Below are 14,683 nucleotides of genomic sequence, written 5' to 3'. Positions count from 1 at the left end.
CGATGCGTATGAGCCCAGGTCGCAGCGGTGCCCGCGATTTTTCTGCAAGATCACGGATGCTCCGTGCCCAGCTTGGGCGGCTGATGTGCAACAAACTACAAGATCACGGCGATTTGGGGGGTGGACGGCGTGGCGACGTGGAGGGAGGCCGTGGGGCTGGGATGATGCGGTAGCGTGACGGGCCTTCTCGATCAATTCAGGACCGCTCCCCGTGTCGTGCTCGGCCGCATGGGGGCGGGCGACGACGAGGAGACCCGCCGTCCGCTGCCCGTCTCCGGCATGCTGGCCGCGGTCGGGACGCTCGGCGTCGGCCTCGCCGTGCTCACCACGCTCACCCTCATCGGCTGGATGGCCGCGCCCCGCGGGCCGTTCGGCGAGGGCCTGCCGGGGGTCTTCCGTACGGCCTGCCAGCTCTGGCTCGCCGCCCACCACGCCGGTTTCGCGATCCCCGGCGGCCGGGTGGGCCTGCTGCCCATCGGCCTGATGATCCTGCCGGGGGTGCTGCTCTACCGGGCCGGTCTGTGGATGGCGCGGGACGCCGACCTGCGGGTGCGGATGCCGGCCCGGCTGCCCAAGGGCACGCCGCGCGACATCGAGAACGCCCGGCGCCGCGCCCAGCTCGCGCTCTTCGCCCAGGCCGGCATCTCGCTGGCCGCGCCGTACGCGCTGCTCGCCGGGGTGATCGCCCTCGTCTCCGGCAACGAGATCATGGAGCCGTTCCTCGGAGAGGCGCTGGTCAGCCACCTGCTGCTGGCCTTCGTCACCGGGTCGGTGGCCACCGCACGCACGATCGGGCCGTGGCGGTCGATGCTGCGGCTGCTGCCCGAGCGACCGCGGTCGCTCGTGGCCGGTACGGCCGTCGCGACCGCGTTGATGCTCGTGGCCGGGGCCGTGCTTGTCCTAGGGGCCGTTGCGGTCAACTTCGCCCGGATCCAGCAGATGTCGGAGGTCCTCAGCCCCGGAGTGGTCGGCGGCCTGCTGCTCCTGCTCCTGGAGGTCCTCTACTTCTTCAACGCTGTCGTCTGGGGCCTGGCCTACATCTCGGGGCCCGGGTTCGCGGTGGGCGCCGGGACGCTGGTCGCGCCCACCGGGGTCAAGCTGAGCGCGGTGCCCATGCTGCCGCTGCTGGGCGCGCTGCCGCCGTCCGGCGCCGCGCCCCCCTGGGTCATGGGCGTGATCGCGGTGCCGTTCGCGGCCGGCGCGGTCGCCGGAGTGGTGACGGCCCGGGTCGCGCCGACCCCCTCGATCGAGGCCGCGCCGCTGTGGGGATTCGTCTGCGGGATCACCTCCGGCCTCGTCGCGGGAACGCTCGCCGCGCTGTCGGGCGGCCCCCTCGGCGGGGCGGGCTTGGCCGCGGTGGGGCCGTCCCCCTGGGAGGTGGCGCTGTCGGTCACGCTGGAGGTCGGCGTGGCCGCCGGCATCTCGGCCGGCATCGCCAACTGGTGGCTGATCTCCCGGCGGCCTGCCACCCCGCCCGAGCCGGTGCGGAAGGCCGGCGCCGTGATCGCCAAGGCGGCCGGGCGGGTACGGCCCGCCCGCGGCGCCCACCTGCCCGGCCACTGGCTGGACGCCACCGAGGCGGACACCCAGCCGATCCCGGTCATCAGGGACGACTGGACCGACGAACACGCCGCGGCGGCGGCGGAGACCTTCGACGACATGGGCGCGCCGCGGACCGGGGCTCCCTCTCCGGTCTCCGACAGACCACGCAAACCGGCCGCGAAGCGTCGCGCCCCGAGCCCCCCGCCGACGCCGCGCAAGGACATCGTGGACGAGACCGACGACCGCGGGGGTCACGTCATCTACGTCGATCCCTACGCCTGGGACCGCGACTGATCCGTCCGGTCCGGCTCGGCGACGGCCGAGGCGAGCCGGTCCCGCAGGTCCGTCAGGCGGGCGATCTCGGCGTCCAGGGCGGCGATCCGGCGTTGCACGACCCCGCTGCCGCTGCCGCTGCCGCCGCCGGTGCAGCCGGGGCTGCCGTACGGCGGGAGCGCGTCGCCCTCCAGCAGGTCCAGCCGGTCGGCGCAGCGGGCGACGTCCTCGATGGTCAGGCCGAGGGCGAGCAGCCGGCGCACGAGGCGGATGCGGGCGATGTCCCGCGGGCCGTACTCCCGTTGGCCCGACGAGGTCCGCGGGGGCGGCAGGAGCAATCCGCGCTGCTCGTACAGGCGCAGGGCGCGTGGCGTGGTCCCGGCCGCCGCCGCGGCGTCGCCGATCCGCATGAGACCTCCCGGCTGCTTTCATTTCACGTCTCTACGACGACCGTCCCCACGTGCCGCCCCTCGAACAACTCACGCAACGCCAGCGGCGCGCGTTCGATGCCCGCGATCCGCGTGTGCGGGAAGGTGACGGCGCCCGAGCGCAGCCAGGAGCCGAAGCGCTCCGTCCACTCCGTGTGGATCTCGTCGTCGACGCCGGTAAGGCCGCGCAGGGTGATGTTCTTGGCGATGAGCTGGAAGGCGTCCAGCTCCACCGGGGCCGTCGTGCCGCCGGACGCGGGCGACAGCTGGGCGGCCAGGGTGCCGACCACGATGAGCCGGGCGCCGGGCCGCGCCGCGGCCACCGCGGCCTGGAGCTGCTCGCCGCCGACGGTGTCGACGACCACGTCGACGCCGTCGGGCGCCGCCTCGGTCAGGCGCCCGCCGATCGGGCCGCCGTCGCGGAGCACCGCCGCGTCGTAGCCGAGCTCGGCGGTCATGCGCCCGGCCTTGGCCGGCGAGCCGGTGGTGCCGATCACGCGCGCCGCGCCCAGCAGCCGGGCGATCTGGCCGGCGAGCGACCCGACGCCTCCGGCGCCCCCGGTGACGAGCACCGTCTCGCCCGCGCGCAGGCGGGCGACCCGGGTCAGGGCGGCGTACGCGGTCGCACCGGACGCGAGGTGCGCGGCCGGGTCGGGCAGGGCGTCGCCCAGCGGCGCGGCCGCGGGAACCGCGGCGTACTCACGCCAGCCCTGGAAATGCGCGACCAGGTCGCCCGGCCGCAGATCGCCGCCGGCAGGGGCCGCGACGACCTCGCCGACGGCCGGGCCGAACAGCGCGTCTCCGGGGCGGAGCGGAGGGAAGGGCGTGCCGGGCACGCCCCCGGCGATGAGCGTGCGCAGCGAAGGGAAGACCTGGAACCAGCGGTTGCGCACCAGGACCTCACCGGCCCCCGGCACGGGCAGTGGGACCTCGGCGACGGTCAGATGCTCGGGGCCGGGAAGGCCGGACGGAACCTCGGCGAGCCGGATCTCCCGTGCGGTGCGGGGCAGGGTCGGGGGCATGGGAACTCCCACGGTGTCGGGACAGGGGACGCTCGTGCGGCGTCTCGACCAGGCACGGCCGCACGGCCCCGCGACGCTAACCCCTGACCCGCGCGTCAAGGGCAAGACCAGTGAGCCGTCCGCGACGGCGCGGACGGCTCACCTGCGGTCGTGCCGTCAGGCGGGGGCCGGGACTCCGGCGGGCCAGGCCACGCCCATCTTCCGTTCGAACGCCCGCATCAGCTGCTCGGAGCAGTCCTGCTGGGCCGCTACCGTGCCCGCGCCCTTGCGGCACTCGTTGTACGCGTTGAGCTCGTCGGAGAAGTAGAGCTGGAATCCCGTGGTCACGATCCCCAGGACGAACGCGAGCGACGAGAGCACGACGGCCCCGGTCGCCATCCCGATCCCGCGTCGTTCGCGGTTGAGCAGGCGGATGTCACGGATCGCGATGACGATCGCGAATATCGACAGCGCCAGCCCGGCCGCCGGCAGCATCAGCGTGAAGACCAGCGCCATGATGGCGAGCACGAGAGCCCTGCGACCTCCGGTCGCAGGGGTCGGCGTCTGTAGGGGTGTTGTCACGGTCTCCTCGCCTCGCGTTCCGCATAACCCGTCGTCAGTCGTGATGGCCGGCGCCCGATACGCTTTAGCTGCGTCGAGGGACGGTCCTCCACGCTCGACCATTCTCTAAGGAACCATCTCCCGGCAATCACCTGCAAAACGAAGGCAGCTCACAAAGGAGTTCCGCTCTGTCCGCCCGGCTCGTCGTCCTCGTCTCGGGTTCGGGGACCAACCTGCAAGCGCTGCTGGACGCGGCGATCGACGACGCGTTCGGCGCGGCCGTCGTCGCCGTCGGGGCCGACCGTACCGGCATCGAGGGTCTGGCCCGGGCCGAGCGCGCCGGCGTCCCCACGTTCGTGGAGAGGGTGGGCGACCATCCGACCCGGGAGGAGTGGGACGAGAGGCTGGCCGGGCGCATCGCCGAGCACAAGCCCGACCTCGTGGTCTCCGCCGGTTTCATGAAGATCCTGGGCCCTCGCGTGCTGGGCGCGTTTCCCGTCGTCAACACCCATCCGGCGCTGCTGCCCGCCTTCCCCGGTGCGCACGCCGTGCGCGACGCCCTCGCGTACGGCGTCCGCGTCACCGGATGCACGGTGCACCTCGTCGACGCGGGCGTGGACACGGGACCGGTGATCGCCCAGGAGGCGGTGCCCGTACGGGAGGGGGACGACGAGGAGTCGCTGCACGAGCGCATCAAGACGGTCGAGCGGCGTCTTCTCGTCGAGACGGTGGGCCGCATGGCCCGCGAAGGCTGGACCCTGACCGGGCGGACCGTGCGCCTGGGGACGGGACGAGTCGCAGGACAGGCCGCAGACGGCCCGAAACCAGGAAGGATCACGAAGTGACCCGCATCGCCATCCGCCGTGCGCTGATCACCGTTTACGACAAGACGGGTCTGGAAGACCTGGCGCGGGGGCTCGAGGCCGCGGGCGTGGAGATCGTGTCGACCGGCGGCACCGCCGCCGCGATCGCCTCCTACGGCGTGCCGGTCACCAAGGTGGAGTCGCTCACCGGATTCCCCGAGTGCCTGGACGGACGGGTCAAGACCCTCCACCCGCGGGTCCACGCCGGGCTGCTCGCCGACGGCGCCAACCCCTCCCACGTCAAGCAGCTGGAGGAGCTGGAGATCGAAGCGTTCCAGCTCGCGGTGGTGAACCTGTATCCGTTCGCCGCCACGGTCAACTCCGGCGCCTCCGACGCCGAGTGCGTCGAGCAGATCGACATCGGCGGGCCCGCGATGATCCGCGCCGCCGCCAAGAACCACGGCACGATGGCCGTGGTCGTCGACCCCGCGGCGTACGGCGAGGTGCTCGCCGCGGTCGCCGAGGGCGGCTTCACGCTGACCGAGCGCAGGAGGCTGGCCGCCACCGCGTACGCGCACACCGCCGCCTACGACGTCGCGGTCGCGTCCTGGTTCGCCAACGTGTACGCGCCCGAGGGCGACTGGCCGTCCTTCATGGGCGCGGCGTGGAAGCGCAAGGCCGCCCTGCGGTACGGCGAGAACCCGCACCAGGGAGCGGCCCTCTACACCGGCGGCAAGGACGGCCTGGCCAACGCCGAGCAGCTCCACGGCAAGGAGATGTCCTACAACAACTACGTGGACGCCGACGCCGCGTGGCGGGCCGCCTGGGACTTCGCCGAGCCGTGCGTGGCCATCATCAAGCACGCCAACCCCTGCGGGATCGCGGTGGGCGCCGACGCCGTCGAGGCGCACCGCAAGGCGCACGAGTGCGACCCGGTCTCCGCGTACGGCGGGGTGATCGCGGTCAATCGCGAGGTGACCCGCGAACTGGCCGAGCAGATCGCGCCGATCTTCACCGAGGTGCTGGTCGCGCCGTCGTTCGCGGCGGACGCCCTCGACGTGCTCAGGGAGAAGAAGAACATCCGCCTGCTCGCCTGCCCGCAGGGGCCGGAGAACGCCGCGGAGTTCCGCCGTATCGACGGCGGCCTGCTCGTGCAGACGGTCGACCGCGTGGACGCGCCCGGTGACGACCCGTCCACGTGGGAGCTGAAGACGGGAGAGGCGGCCTCGCCCGAGGTGCTGGCCGATCTGGCCTTCGCCTGGCGGGCCTGCCGTTCGGTGAAGTCCAACGCGATCCTGCTCGCGTCCGGCGGTGCGACCGTCGGCGTCGGCATGGGCCAGGTCAACCGGGTCGACTCGGCCCGGCTGGCGGTCTCCCGGGCCGGCGAGCGCGCGGCCGGGTCCGTCGGCGCCTCCGACGCGTACTTCCCGTTCCCCGACGGCCTGCAGGTGCTGGCGGAGGCCGGGGTGAAGGCCATCGTCGAGCCGGGCGGCTCGATCCGCGACGAGCTGGTCATCGAGGCGGCCAAGGAGGCGGGCATCACGCTCTACTTCACCGGCACCCGGCACTTCTTCCACTGATCGAGAAGGCCGACGTACCGGCACGGAGGGGCAACTGTCGGGATGGATGGGGTGAAAACGGCACGATCACCCCGGTGGGGCGGTTAGCCTGAAGCGCCCACCCCATCCTCCCCACGGAGTCCCTCCATGCCCCTTGATACGATCATGAGCTCCTTCGCGACGATGAACGGCGTGTGGAACAGCCCGATCGCGCTGCTGCCCGTCGCCGCGCTGGCCGCCTACTTCGGCTGGCGGATCGTGGAGTTCATCCCCTTCACCCGCCGGATCATCGAGCGGCGCGAGGGGGGACAGTAAAGCATCGGAAGGACCCCGGAAGGACAGGGAGAGCCATGACCGCGCGGCTTCTGGACGGCAAGGCGACCGCCGCCAAGATCAAGAGTGAGCTGGCGGAGCGGGTGAAGGCCCTGGCGACCCGGGGTGTCACCCCCGGCCTGGGCACGATCCTCGTCGGAGACGACCCCGGCAGCCAGATCTACGTGGCGGGCAAGCACCGCGACTGCGCGGAGGTCGGCATCACCTCCATCCGCAAGGACCTTCCGGAAAGCGCCACCCAGGCGGACGTGGAGGCCGCGGTCGACGAGCTGAACGCCGACCCGGCCTGCACGGGCTACATCGTCCAGCTGCCGCTGCCGCGCCACCTGGACACCCAGGCGCTCATCGAGCGCATGGACCCGGCCAAGGACGCCGACGGCCTTCACCCGGTCAACCTGGGCAGGCTCGTCCACATGGTCGACGCCCCGCTGCCGTGCACCCCGCGCGGCATCGTGGTCCTCCTCCAGGAGTACGGCGTACCGCTCAAGGGCGCCGAGGTCGTCGTGGTCGGCCGGGGCATCACCGTGGGCCGTCCGCTGGGCCTGCTGCTCACCCGCCGGACGGAGAACGCCACCGTCACGCTCTGCCACACCGGCACCCAGGACCTGGCGACCCACGTGCGCCGGGCGGACATCGTGGTCGCGGCGGCCGGGGTGCCCCACCTCGTGACCGGCGACATGGTCAAGCCCGGCGCGGCCGTGCTCGACGTGGGCGTCTCCAGGGTCGACGGGAAGCTCACCGGTGACGTGGCCCCCGACGTACGCGAGGTCGCGGGCTTCGTCGCCCCCAACCCCGGCGGGGTGGGGCCGATGACCCGGGCCATGCTGCTGGCCAACGTCGTCGAGGCCGCCGAGCGCGGCTGATCGACGCGGCTGATCTACAGGGCCGGTCGCGCGGGATCGGCCCGGGACCCGCTCCGCGGCGTCCTCACGCCCTCCCCGCCGGCCTGAGGCCTCTCCTCTTCGCGACCTTGTGGGCGGGGGAGTGCCGGTCGGGGCGAGGGCGCCGGGGCGATTCGCGGGCGAGGCGCCTGCTTCCCTTTTCGCTCGCAGCCCGGGACGGCGTCTGCGCGGGCGCGTGCAGTTGCTGGGCGAGCCAGGGCAGGGCCTGGGGAAGCTCCCTGTTCCAGGTGGCGAAGTTGTGGCCCCCGCTCGGCAGGATCAACGAGGACGCCCTCATCGGCGCCTTCACCGCCGCCAGGAAGTCCGTCGTCGCCTGGTAGCCGGACTCGCCCTGACGGCTGCTCGCCACCAGGACGGACACCGGCGGGGCCGGCAGGTTGGCGAGCCGCCACATCAGGTCGTTCTCGTCCCGGAGCCGCCGGTTCCCACCGAACAGGTCGCCCGTCGTCACGTCCACCGGGGCGTGGAAATACCCGGACAGGGACACCGCGGCAGAGAACGCCTCGGGGTGCCGCATGGTCAGCTTGAGCGCGCAGTAGCCCCCGGCCGATTCGCCGAGAACGCCCCAGTTGGCGGCCTCGGTGCCGACCCGGAACGCCGCGGCCACCGCCCGCGGCACGTCCGACGCGAAGTACGTCTCGGCCTGCGGCCCGCCCGGCACGTCCACGCACTCGGTGTCCCGGGGCGGCGCGACCGTGGGGCGCATGAGCACCAGGACGGTCGGGCCGATCTCGTGGGTGAGGATCGAGGTCGCCGTGAGCGCGGGCATGCCGAGCCGGGTGACCAGGTTCTCCGCGTCTCCCGGATAGCCGGTCAGCCCGAGGATCACAGGGAAGCGCCGACCGGCGTACTTCGCGTCGAAATACTGCGGCGGCAGGTACACGTACGCAGGCGAGCTCAGCCCGGTCCTCGCCCCGGCGATCGTCACCTGCTCCAGACGCCCCGCGGGCAGGCCCGCCTTCGGCCTGGTGACCTCCACCGGCCTGCTGCCGAGCACCCGGACGAGGCCCGCCCCGCCGGCCGCCGTACCGGCCGAGCCCGCCATGATCGCCGGCGCCTCGGTGGCGTCCGTGCCCAGCAGGTCGCCCCACGAACCGAAGAACCCGAAGTACGCGTTGACGACGACGGCGGTCGCGAGCAGCAGCAGGGTCTGGTCGGCGACCAGCACGCCCGCTCGCGCGGCGACGGAGCGCCAGGACGGCCCGCTCAGCCGGGGCCACAGCCAGACCGTCGCGACCAGCCCCCCGACGGCGAGCGCGACGAACAGGACCTGCACGTATGCCGTTGTGAGTTCCAAATCCGGCCTCTCCTGAAGTCCCCCGTGGTGCCGGTTCATGCAAAGGTACTCTGGGGGCGTAAGGGAGTGGTTAAGGACTGCGATCCCTGCTCCCGGAGCGGATATCAGCATCTAAGGTCTCGTCCGTGAGCCGTCGGACCCACATCTCCCGCAGCGGGACAGCGCGTCCATGGGTGCCCGCGGCGGCAGCGTACGCCGCCCTGTTCATCGGCATCCTGGACATCGCCAAAGGCGTGTTCCCGCGCCTGCGCGGAAGCAGGATCAGCGAGATCGCGAGCGTCCTGCCCGGCGGCGTCACCACGCTCGCCGAGACGGCCTCATTGCTGGTCGGGATATTGCTGATCATGCTTGCCCACGCTCTCAGGCGGCGCAAGGCGCGGGCCTGGCGCGCGGTCGTGGTGCTGCTGCCGGTGGGCGCCGTGCTCGAGGTGCTGCACCGGCACCCGGTCGCCGCGTCGGTCTCGCTGCTTCTCTGGGTGGTGCTGCTGGTCGGCAGACGGGAGTTCTACGCCCTGTCCGACCCGCGCTCGCGTTGGCGGGCGCTGTGGAACCTGCTGGTGCTCGGCGCGTTCGACGTCGTGATCGGGTGGATCCTCGTCGCCGCGCAGCACCGGACGGTCGCGGGCAGCCCCGGCTTCGGCGACAAGGTGTGGCACGTCGTGCTCGGTCTGGTCGGCCTGGAGGGGCCGGTCGTGTTCACGTCCGAGCGCACCGGCGACCTGGTCTACTTCTCGCTCGCGGGGCTCGGCGCGCTCACCGCCGTCACCACGATCTACCTCGCCCTCCGGCCGGAACGACCGGTCGCGGCGCTCTCCGGGGACGACGAGCGGCGGCTGCGGGCGCTGCTCGACCGTTACGGCCGGCAGGACTCGCTCGGATACTTCGCGCTCCGCCGGGACAAGAGCGTGCTCTTCTCGGCCAGCGGCAAGGCCGCCGTGGCCTACCGCGTCGTGGCCGGGGTGATGCTGGCCAGCGGCGACCCGATCGGCGACCCGGAGGCGTGGCCCGGTGCGATCAGGCGGTTCCTGGAGGAGGCCGGGCGGCACGCGTGGGTCCCTGCCGTCATCGGCTGCGGCGAGACCGGCGGCGAGGTGTGGACCAGGGAAGGCGGCCTCGACGCATTGGAGATCGGGGACGAGGCCGTCGTGGAGGTGGCCGGGTTCACGCTGGAGGGCCGGGCCATGCGCAACGTGCGCCAGATGGTCAAGCGGGTGGAGCGGCTCGGTTACACCTGCCGGGTGCGGCGGTCGGGGGACCTGAGCGAGGCCGAGCGCGAGCGTATCCGCACCGCGGCCGACTCCTGGCGCGGCACCGAAACTGAGCGGGGCTTCTCGATGGCGCTCGGCCGGTTCGGCGACCCCGCCGACGCCGAATGCCTGGTGGTCACCGCCCACCGGGCGGCGCCCGAGGGCGAGCAGACGCCGGGCGGGGACGTCCAGGCCGTCCTGCACTTCGTGCCCTGGGGAGCCGACGGCATCTCTCTCGACCTCATGCGGCGCGACCGCGAGGCCGACCCCGGGCTCAACGAGCTGCTGATCGTCCGGGCCCTGCAGGCCGCGCCGGACTTCGGCGTGACCAGGGTGTCGCTGAACTTCGCGATGTTCCGCTCCGCGCTGGCGCGGGGGGAGCGCCTGGGGGCGGGGCCGGTGCTGCGCGCGTGGCGCGGCATCCTCGTCTTCCTGTCCCGCTGGTTCCAGATCGAGTCGTTGTATCGCTTCAACGCCAAGTTCCGGCCGGTGTGGGAGCCGAGGTTCCTGGTCTACCCGACCGCCCGTGATCTGCCGCGCATCGGCCTCTCCGCGCTCCAGGCCGAGGCGTTCCTCACGCTGCCCGGCCTGGGCTGGGGGAGCGGCCTGTTCCGACGGCGGCGCCACCCGCAGGCCGTCTCCGACGTGGTCACCGGCGGCAGACGCCGGGCAGGCCGCAGAGCTTGGCGGCCATCGTCCGGGCGTCCTTGATCAGCGGCCGGAACTGGGAGACCGGCAGGCTCTTGGTCACCAGACCGGTCCTGACGTATACCGCCACCGCGCTTCCCCTGCGGACGACGACGGTGCGGGAGCGGTTCTCGAAGAAGAAGCCGCCGATCCTGAGGGCCTCGTCGCCGATGCCGGTGCTCTTCCACATGTACGAGTGACGGTTCGCGCCGCGGCCTCTCGCGGCGCACTCGGCCAGGTCGGCGCGTACGGACCGCATCGCCGCCTTCGCGTCTTGCTCCGACGGGTAGAGCACGACCTGCTCGCCGCGGTAGACGGTCTCCGCCACATAGGTGAACGTACGGCTCGCGGTGCGGCCGTCGCGGGCGGCCCTGCGTCCGCACGGGTTCACCTCAAGGGGCTTCTTCAGGCTGTCGGTGAGCTTCAGGTGCTCCCACGGCCTGCGCGGGCCGTTCACCTTGGCCTCGTTCAGCAGGAAACCCTTGGGTAGCACGGCCGGAGCGGACGCCTGGCTCGCGTCCGCCGCCGTGCCCGTCACGCGCGCGACTGGCGCCGCTTGTGCCTGACTCGCGCCCGTCACTGTAGCCGTCACCGCGGCAGCCGCCGCCACGGACGTCAGAACCCTGCGCATCGCATGCTCCCTTGCCGATCGGTCGACGTCCCGTTCGACGGGGCCTTCGCAGATTTTGTTCTGCACGTTGTCTGGCATGTCGCCCGTCAGCGCCTGTTCGCCAGGTCGCGGGCCTCGCGTTGCAGCCGATCGGCCTCGTCGAGAAGCCGAGCCGCCACCGTGCCGCAGCGCGTTCTCCAGGTTCCGATCTCACCGCGTACCCGGTCGGTCAACGGGCCCGACCACTCCATAGTGGCCGCCATACCGTTCACGCCGTCGACCAGTTTTTCCACGTCGCCGGCTAATTCCCGAAGTTTGGCGGCCCTGTTCTCGAGTTCCTGCACCTCGGGCGGAGACGACACCTTTTCTCCTCTCGGAGCGCTTTATCAGAGGATAAGTTACAGGTAGGCTCCCGCCGCATGGGGGAAGGCGTGACGCGGAGCTTCAGGCCAGAAGAGCTTGAACGTCTGGCCGGCCTTATGGACGACCTGAACAGGTCGGCGGATGAGGTTTTTAAGCGTGCCTGGCCCCTGCAGGCGTCCCAATTCGTCACACCGCTGGGGGAAATGCCGCGCTGGGGGAGTGACACGGCCAAGGACCTGAGGCAGCGGGCGGCTATTGGACGATTGCAGACCGGTGACCCGTTCGCCGGGCTCGCGTGGGCCGGCTTTCCACCGCTGGAAATCGTCGCGAATGGCAACAAGATCGACCCGGCGACTCTCATCTCCGTCAACTCGGTCGCGGACTGGGCGAACAAGACTGGAAATTCGGATTTCCAGCGCAAGCCCGGTGAGTCGCTGGACGACTACCTGAAGCGACTCGAGGCTGCCGCGATCAGCAAGGCGATCCCGGCCCTCACGCCGCACGAGGCGACGGTCGCCAACATCCTCAAGATCGTGGGTGATGTCAAAGGGGTCGCCGCTACCGTCCCGATCGTCACCACTCAGGCCGTATCCCTCAGCCGCGTGCTGTTTAACAATCAGGTCCTGAAACCGGCGCTCAGGACACTGATCGACACAGCCGTGCAGGGCAAAGCGAACGCCCTGGCGAAAAAGCTGATACCGCGCACCAGATCTGTCGCTGCTCCGGGCACCGGTCTCGCCGGTCTCACTCGGCAGCTCTTCATGAAGAGCAAGCTCTACCGCGACTATGTGTCCCTGCTTCCTCATCAGCTGGAGATGGACGGCGTCGCCAAGGCGGTTACAACGGGCAGAGCGCTCGCCGGGACCCGGGTGAACAACCTTCTCAATCTCGCCTTCGGCGACAACCGGCTTGCCGAGCTGCTGGCCGGCAGAACACGTGCCGGTGTGAAGGTGCAAGTTTCCGGAGAGGCGAACCTGCTCAAGGTCTGGTCGGCCACCGCGGACCCGAAGAAGATGGAGGCCGCCGCCGCAATCTTGAAGGTCGAGCCCACCGCTCTCACCCGGCTTGGAGCAGTGGCCCGGACCGCCGGCGCCGTCCGGTCGCTGGGCGTCCTGGGCGCGGTCGCCTCCACCGGCTACAGCGTGGCCAACGTCATCTCACAGGGTGATCCCAGAGAGGCCTTCGAACGCAATGGCGCCGGTTATATCGCGGATGTTGCCGAGATGGGTTTCAACGCTTCACTTACCGTCGCGATGGTCTGCCCCAATCCCTTCACCATTGGCGCTACCGTCGTCACGGGCGCTGTTTACGTCGGTGCGAAGGTCGTCGAACACTGGGACGACATCGAGGCCGGTGCGAAGAAGGCGGGTAAGGCGATCGGCGAGGGTGCCAGAAAGGTCTTCAGCAGCCTCAATCCGTTCGACTAGCGCAGGGAGATCGTGATGCCGTCCTTCGACAGCGCACGTGGCCGGTTCCGGCTCGGCCCGGCCCATTTGGGGGTCCTGGGTTGTCTGTACGAGGGGAAGGCGGTTACGGCTGACCTGGTGACTGCCCGGAACGAGTTGCGGGAAGTCGGCTTGATAAATGACGATGACGCCGTCGTCCCCGAACTTGCCGATCTGGCGGACGCCCTCGCCGTACCGGTTGTGTTCGTCGGAATCGAGATGACCGGGGGCCAGGGCATGACGAACCATGGCGCGGTCATCGGCAACGATGCCTGTTACGTGTACGAGGGGTGGCCCGGCGAACTGGAGTCGGAGTATGTCCGCACCGACCTCAGCACCCTCGTGTGGTCACTCGCGCGGGCGGTGGGGCTGCGTGACAGGGGCGCCAAGCCTCCGGCGGCGACGACCATCACCACGACGGTCGGTCTCATGGACGCGGGATTCGTGGCGCTTGCCGCAGCGAACACCGACGACGTGGAGGAGACCGCCGAGCGGTTGCGTGCGGCGCTCGCCGCCGAGGGTGGGCTCGCCGACCCCGAGCTGACGGTCTTCACCCACTTGCTGCTTCAGCTCAACGGCAACTGGCGAATGACCGCGGCGTGGAACAACCGCGAGGGCAGGGGCGCCGACATCCGAGGGATCACCGTGTTCGACTGCGGTCCCTTGGGCTACTGGCTGCGGGAACGTCCCGCCGAGCCGATCATGCCGGGGGCGGTGACGCCCGACAGCGAGCTCCGGTTGGTGTTCAGCGAGACTCCGCGCGTTTGGGAGCTGATCACCGAGCTCCTCCCCAGCCTCGATCAACTTCCTGCTCCTGCGGGACGGTGATGTGCCATGTCGGGTTTCACCTTCGAGCTTGTGCCGCAGAAGCCTTCTCGATCCGAACGGAAGACCACCTTCCTGCTTCTGACCGGCACGGCGGGGCCGTATGGGGAGGTGTCTTTGAAAATCACCACCTATCCCGAAGAAGCCACGCTCCTCGCGGAGGGGCTGCCGGACGGCTCCATCTCTCATCCTGACAATCCCGCGGAAGGGCTCATCGCCGTCGATGTCCGGACGCGACTGGCTGTCGGGGGAGTGACTGCCACTGTCACTCAGAATCGGCGCGCCTTGCGTAAGGAAGGACGTGGGCTTGGCATCAGCCTGGATGATCGCCGATACACCTACCTCCGCCTGGACTCTGGAGAGGAGGAACTGCGGGACAGCGAACGAGGTGCGGTCACGCGGCGGCGCGGCCCCTTTCGCGAATCGAGGGCCGTCATGGTCGTCCTGCCGCCAGCCGATGGCACCGACCTGGCCCTGGCCATGCTTTTGCTGGCTACCGACACCACCCAGCTGACCGTGCCGGGAATGATCGTTTCCGGCATTATGTCGGTGTTCAACAACGGGCAAGGCAACATGTAGCGCCGTTGCGAGGTTGGCGCTGTTAGCAGTTGCCGGAGAAGTCGCAGCGCTTGTCGGCCATCGAGATGCCGCGCGTTTGGGAGCTGATCACCGAGCTCCTCCCCAGCCTCGATCGACTGGCCGCTTCGACGAAACGGTGAACGACGTGCACGGGTTCGATTTCAATCTCGTACGGCGCATGCCCTCGCGCTCCGCCGAGCGGCAGCGCACATACCTCTCCCTGACCGG

The 14,683-nt window shown here is 70.8% G+C and carries 15 protein-coding genes; 9 read left to right on the top strand and 6 right to left on the bottom strand.

Annotated elements, in window-relative coordinates; genetic code table 11:
* Positions 1 to 174: 174 nt before the first annotated feature.
* Positions 175 to 1,836 carry a cell division protein PerM gene (locus tag ACIBK1_RS21355; protein WP_396737143.1) on the top strand — a complete coding sequence of 554 codons (1,662 nt, stop codon included), beginning with the start codon at positions 175 to 177 and terminating at the stop codon, positions 1,834 to 1,836.
* On the opposite strand, the gene ACIBK1_RS21350 is transcribed toward ACIBK1_RS21355, so the two are convergent.
* From ACIBK1_RS21350 to ACIBK1_RS21340, 3 genes are all read right to left on the bottom strand, one after another.
* The gene (locus tag ACIBK1_RS21350; RefSeq protein ID WP_396737140.1) at positions 1,815 to 2,225 is read right to left on the bottom strand and encodes a MerR family transcriptional regulator; all 411 of its coding nucleotides are present in this window, start codon (positions 2,223 to 2,225) and stop codon (positions 1,815 to 1,817) included. The genes ACIBK1_RS21355 and ACIBK1_RS21350 overlap by 22 nt on opposite strands.
* A gap of 23 nt (positions 2,226 to 2,248) precedes the next feature.
* Positions 2,249 to 3,265, bottom strand: a complete 1,017-nt coding sequence (locus ACIBK1_RS21345; RefSeq protein WP_396737137.1) for an MDR family NADP-dependent oxidoreductase — start codon at positions 3,263 to 3,265, stop codon at positions 2,249 to 2,251.
* Positions 3,266 to 3,421: 156 nt separating this feature from the next.
* Positions 3,422 to 3,826: a DUF4190 domain-containing protein gene (locus ACIBK1_RS21340; RefSeq protein ID WP_063754621.1), complete on the bottom strand. Its 405-nt coding sequence runs from the start codon at positions 3,824 to 3,826 to the stop codon at positions 3,422 to 3,424.
* Between the two features lie 167 nt (positions 3,827 to 3,993).
* On the opposite strand from ACIBK1_RS21340, the gene purN reads away from it, so the two are divergent.
* The 4 genes from purN (at position 3,994) to ACIBK1_RS21320 (ending at position 7,363) form a co-directional block, all read left to right on the top strand.
* Positions 3,994 to 4,650, top strand: a complete 657-nt coding sequence (purN, locus tag ACIBK1_RS21335; protein ID WP_036406759.1) for a phosphoribosylglycinamide formyltransferase — start codon at positions 3,994 to 3,996, stop codon at positions 4,648 to 4,650.
* A complete protein-coding gene (purH, locus tag ACIBK1_RS21330) occupies positions 4,647 to 6,188 on the top strand; it encodes a bifunctional phosphoribosylaminoimidazolecarboxamide formyltransferase/IMP cyclohydrolase (RefSeq protein WP_396737134.1) in 1,542 nt (513 codons plus the stop codon). Before purN ends, purH begins: the two co-directional genes overlap by 4 nt.
* A 126-nt stretch (positions 6,189 to 6,314) precedes the next feature.
* Complete coding sequence (locus ACIBK1_RS21325) at positions 6,315 to 6,482, top strand: hypothetical protein (RefSeq protein ID WP_167538689.1); 168 nt, start codon at positions 6,315 to 6,317, stop codon at positions 6,480 to 6,482.
* A 35-nt stretch (positions 6,483 to 6,517) separates the two neighbouring features.
* Entirely contained in the window at positions 6,518 to 7,363 is an 846-nt protein-coding gene (locus ACIBK1_RS21320) for a bifunctional methylenetetrahydrofolate dehydrogenase/methenyltetrahydrofolate cyclohydrolase (protein ID WP_396737131.1), read from the top strand.
* Between the two features lie 64 nt (positions 7,364 to 7,427).
* Here ACIBK1_RS21320 and ACIBK1_RS21315 read toward each other — a convergent pair whose 3' ends face one another.
* Positions 7,428 to 8,699, bottom strand: coding sequence for an alpha/beta hydrolase (locus tag ACIBK1_RS21315; RefSeq protein ID WP_396737128.1), 1,272 nt, complete (start codon positions 8,697 to 8,699; stop codon positions 7,428 to 7,430).
* Between the two features lie 125 nt (positions 8,700 to 8,824).
* Here ACIBK1_RS21315 and ACIBK1_RS21310 point away from each other — a divergent pair, with 125 nt between their 5' ends.
* Positions 8,825 to 10,657, top strand: coding sequence for a phosphatidylglycerol lysyltransferase domain-containing protein (locus tag ACIBK1_RS21310; RefSeq protein WP_396737125.1), 1,833 nt, complete (start codon positions 8,825 to 8,827; stop codon positions 10,655 to 10,657).
* Here ACIBK1_RS21310 and ACIBK1_RS21305 read toward each other — a convergent pair.
* Positions 10,596 to 11,171, bottom strand: a complete 576-nt coding sequence (locus ACIBK1_RS21305) for a hypothetical protein (protein ID WP_396737122.1) — start codon at positions 11,169 to 11,171, stop codon at positions 10,596 to 10,598. The genes ACIBK1_RS21310 and ACIBK1_RS21305 overlap by 62 nt on opposite strands.
* A gap of 179 nt (positions 11,172 to 11,350) precedes the next feature.
* Positions 11,351 to 11,605 (bottom strand): hypothetical protein, encoded by a 255-nt coding sequence (locus ACIBK1_RS21300; RefSeq protein WP_030508441.1) that lies wholly within the window; start codon positions 11,603 to 11,605, stop codon positions 11,351 to 11,353.
* Between the two features lie 57 nt (positions 11,606 to 11,662).
* On the opposite strand from ACIBK1_RS21300, the gene ACIBK1_RS21295 reads away from it, so the two are divergent.
* From ACIBK1_RS21295 to ACIBK1_RS21285, 3 genes are all read left to right on the top strand, one after another.
* A complete protein-coding gene (locus tag ACIBK1_RS21295; RefSeq protein WP_396737119.1) occupies positions 11,663 to 13,033 on the top strand; it encodes a hypothetical protein in 1,371 nt (456 codons plus the stop codon).
* 150 nt (positions 13,034 to 13,183) lie between these two features.
* Complete coding sequence (locus ACIBK1_RS21290) at positions 13,184 to 13,879, top strand: hypothetical protein (protein WP_396737116.1); 696 nt, start codon at positions 13,184 to 13,186, stop codon at positions 13,877 to 13,879.
* Between the two features lie 6 nt (positions 13,880 to 13,885).
* Positions 13,886 to 14,455 (top strand): hypothetical protein, encoded by a 570-nt coding sequence (locus ACIBK1_RS21285; protein WP_396737114.1) that lies wholly within the window; start codon positions 13,886 to 13,888, stop codon positions 14,453 to 14,455.
* Positions 14,456 to 14,683 lie beyond the last annotated feature (228 nt).

It is taken from the genome of Microbispora rosea, from assembly GCF_044460045.1.
GTDB classification, from domain to species: Bacteria; Actinomycetota; Actinomycetes; order Streptosporangiales; family Streptosporangiaceae; genus Microbispora; species Microbispora rosea.
Note: the sequence above shows the minus strand (reverse complement) of the source record. Positions and strands in the feature narration are given on the sequence as shown.

Excerpts from the sequence above, each read along its gene's own strand:
- ACIBK1_RS21325 (WP_167538689.1), top strand. The coding sequence starts at position 6,315 with ATGCCCCTTGATACGATCATGAGCTCCTTCGCGACGATGAACGGCGTG.
- ACIBK1_RS21350 (WP_396737140.1), bottom strand. The coding sequence starts at position 2,225 with ATGCGGATCGGCGACGCCGCGGCGGCGGCCGGGACCACGCCACGCGCC.
- ACIBK1_RS21320 (WP_396737131.1), top strand. The coding sequence starts at position 6,518 with ATGACCGCGCGGCTTCTGGACGGCAAGGCGACCGCCGCCAAGATCAAG.
- ACIBK1_RS21345 (WP_396737137.1), bottom strand. The coding sequence starts at position 3,265 with ATGCCCCCGACCCTGCCCCGCACCGCACGGGAGATCCGGCTCGCCGAG.
- ACIBK1_RS21295 (WP_396737119.1), top strand. The coding sequence starts at position 11,663 with ATGGGGGAAGGCGTGACGCGGAGCTTCAGGCCAGAAGAGCTTGAACGT.
- ACIBK1_RS21285 (WP_396737114.1), top strand. The coding sequence starts at position 13,886 with ATGTCGGGTTTCACCTTCGAGCTTGTGCCGCAGAAGCCTTCTCGATCC.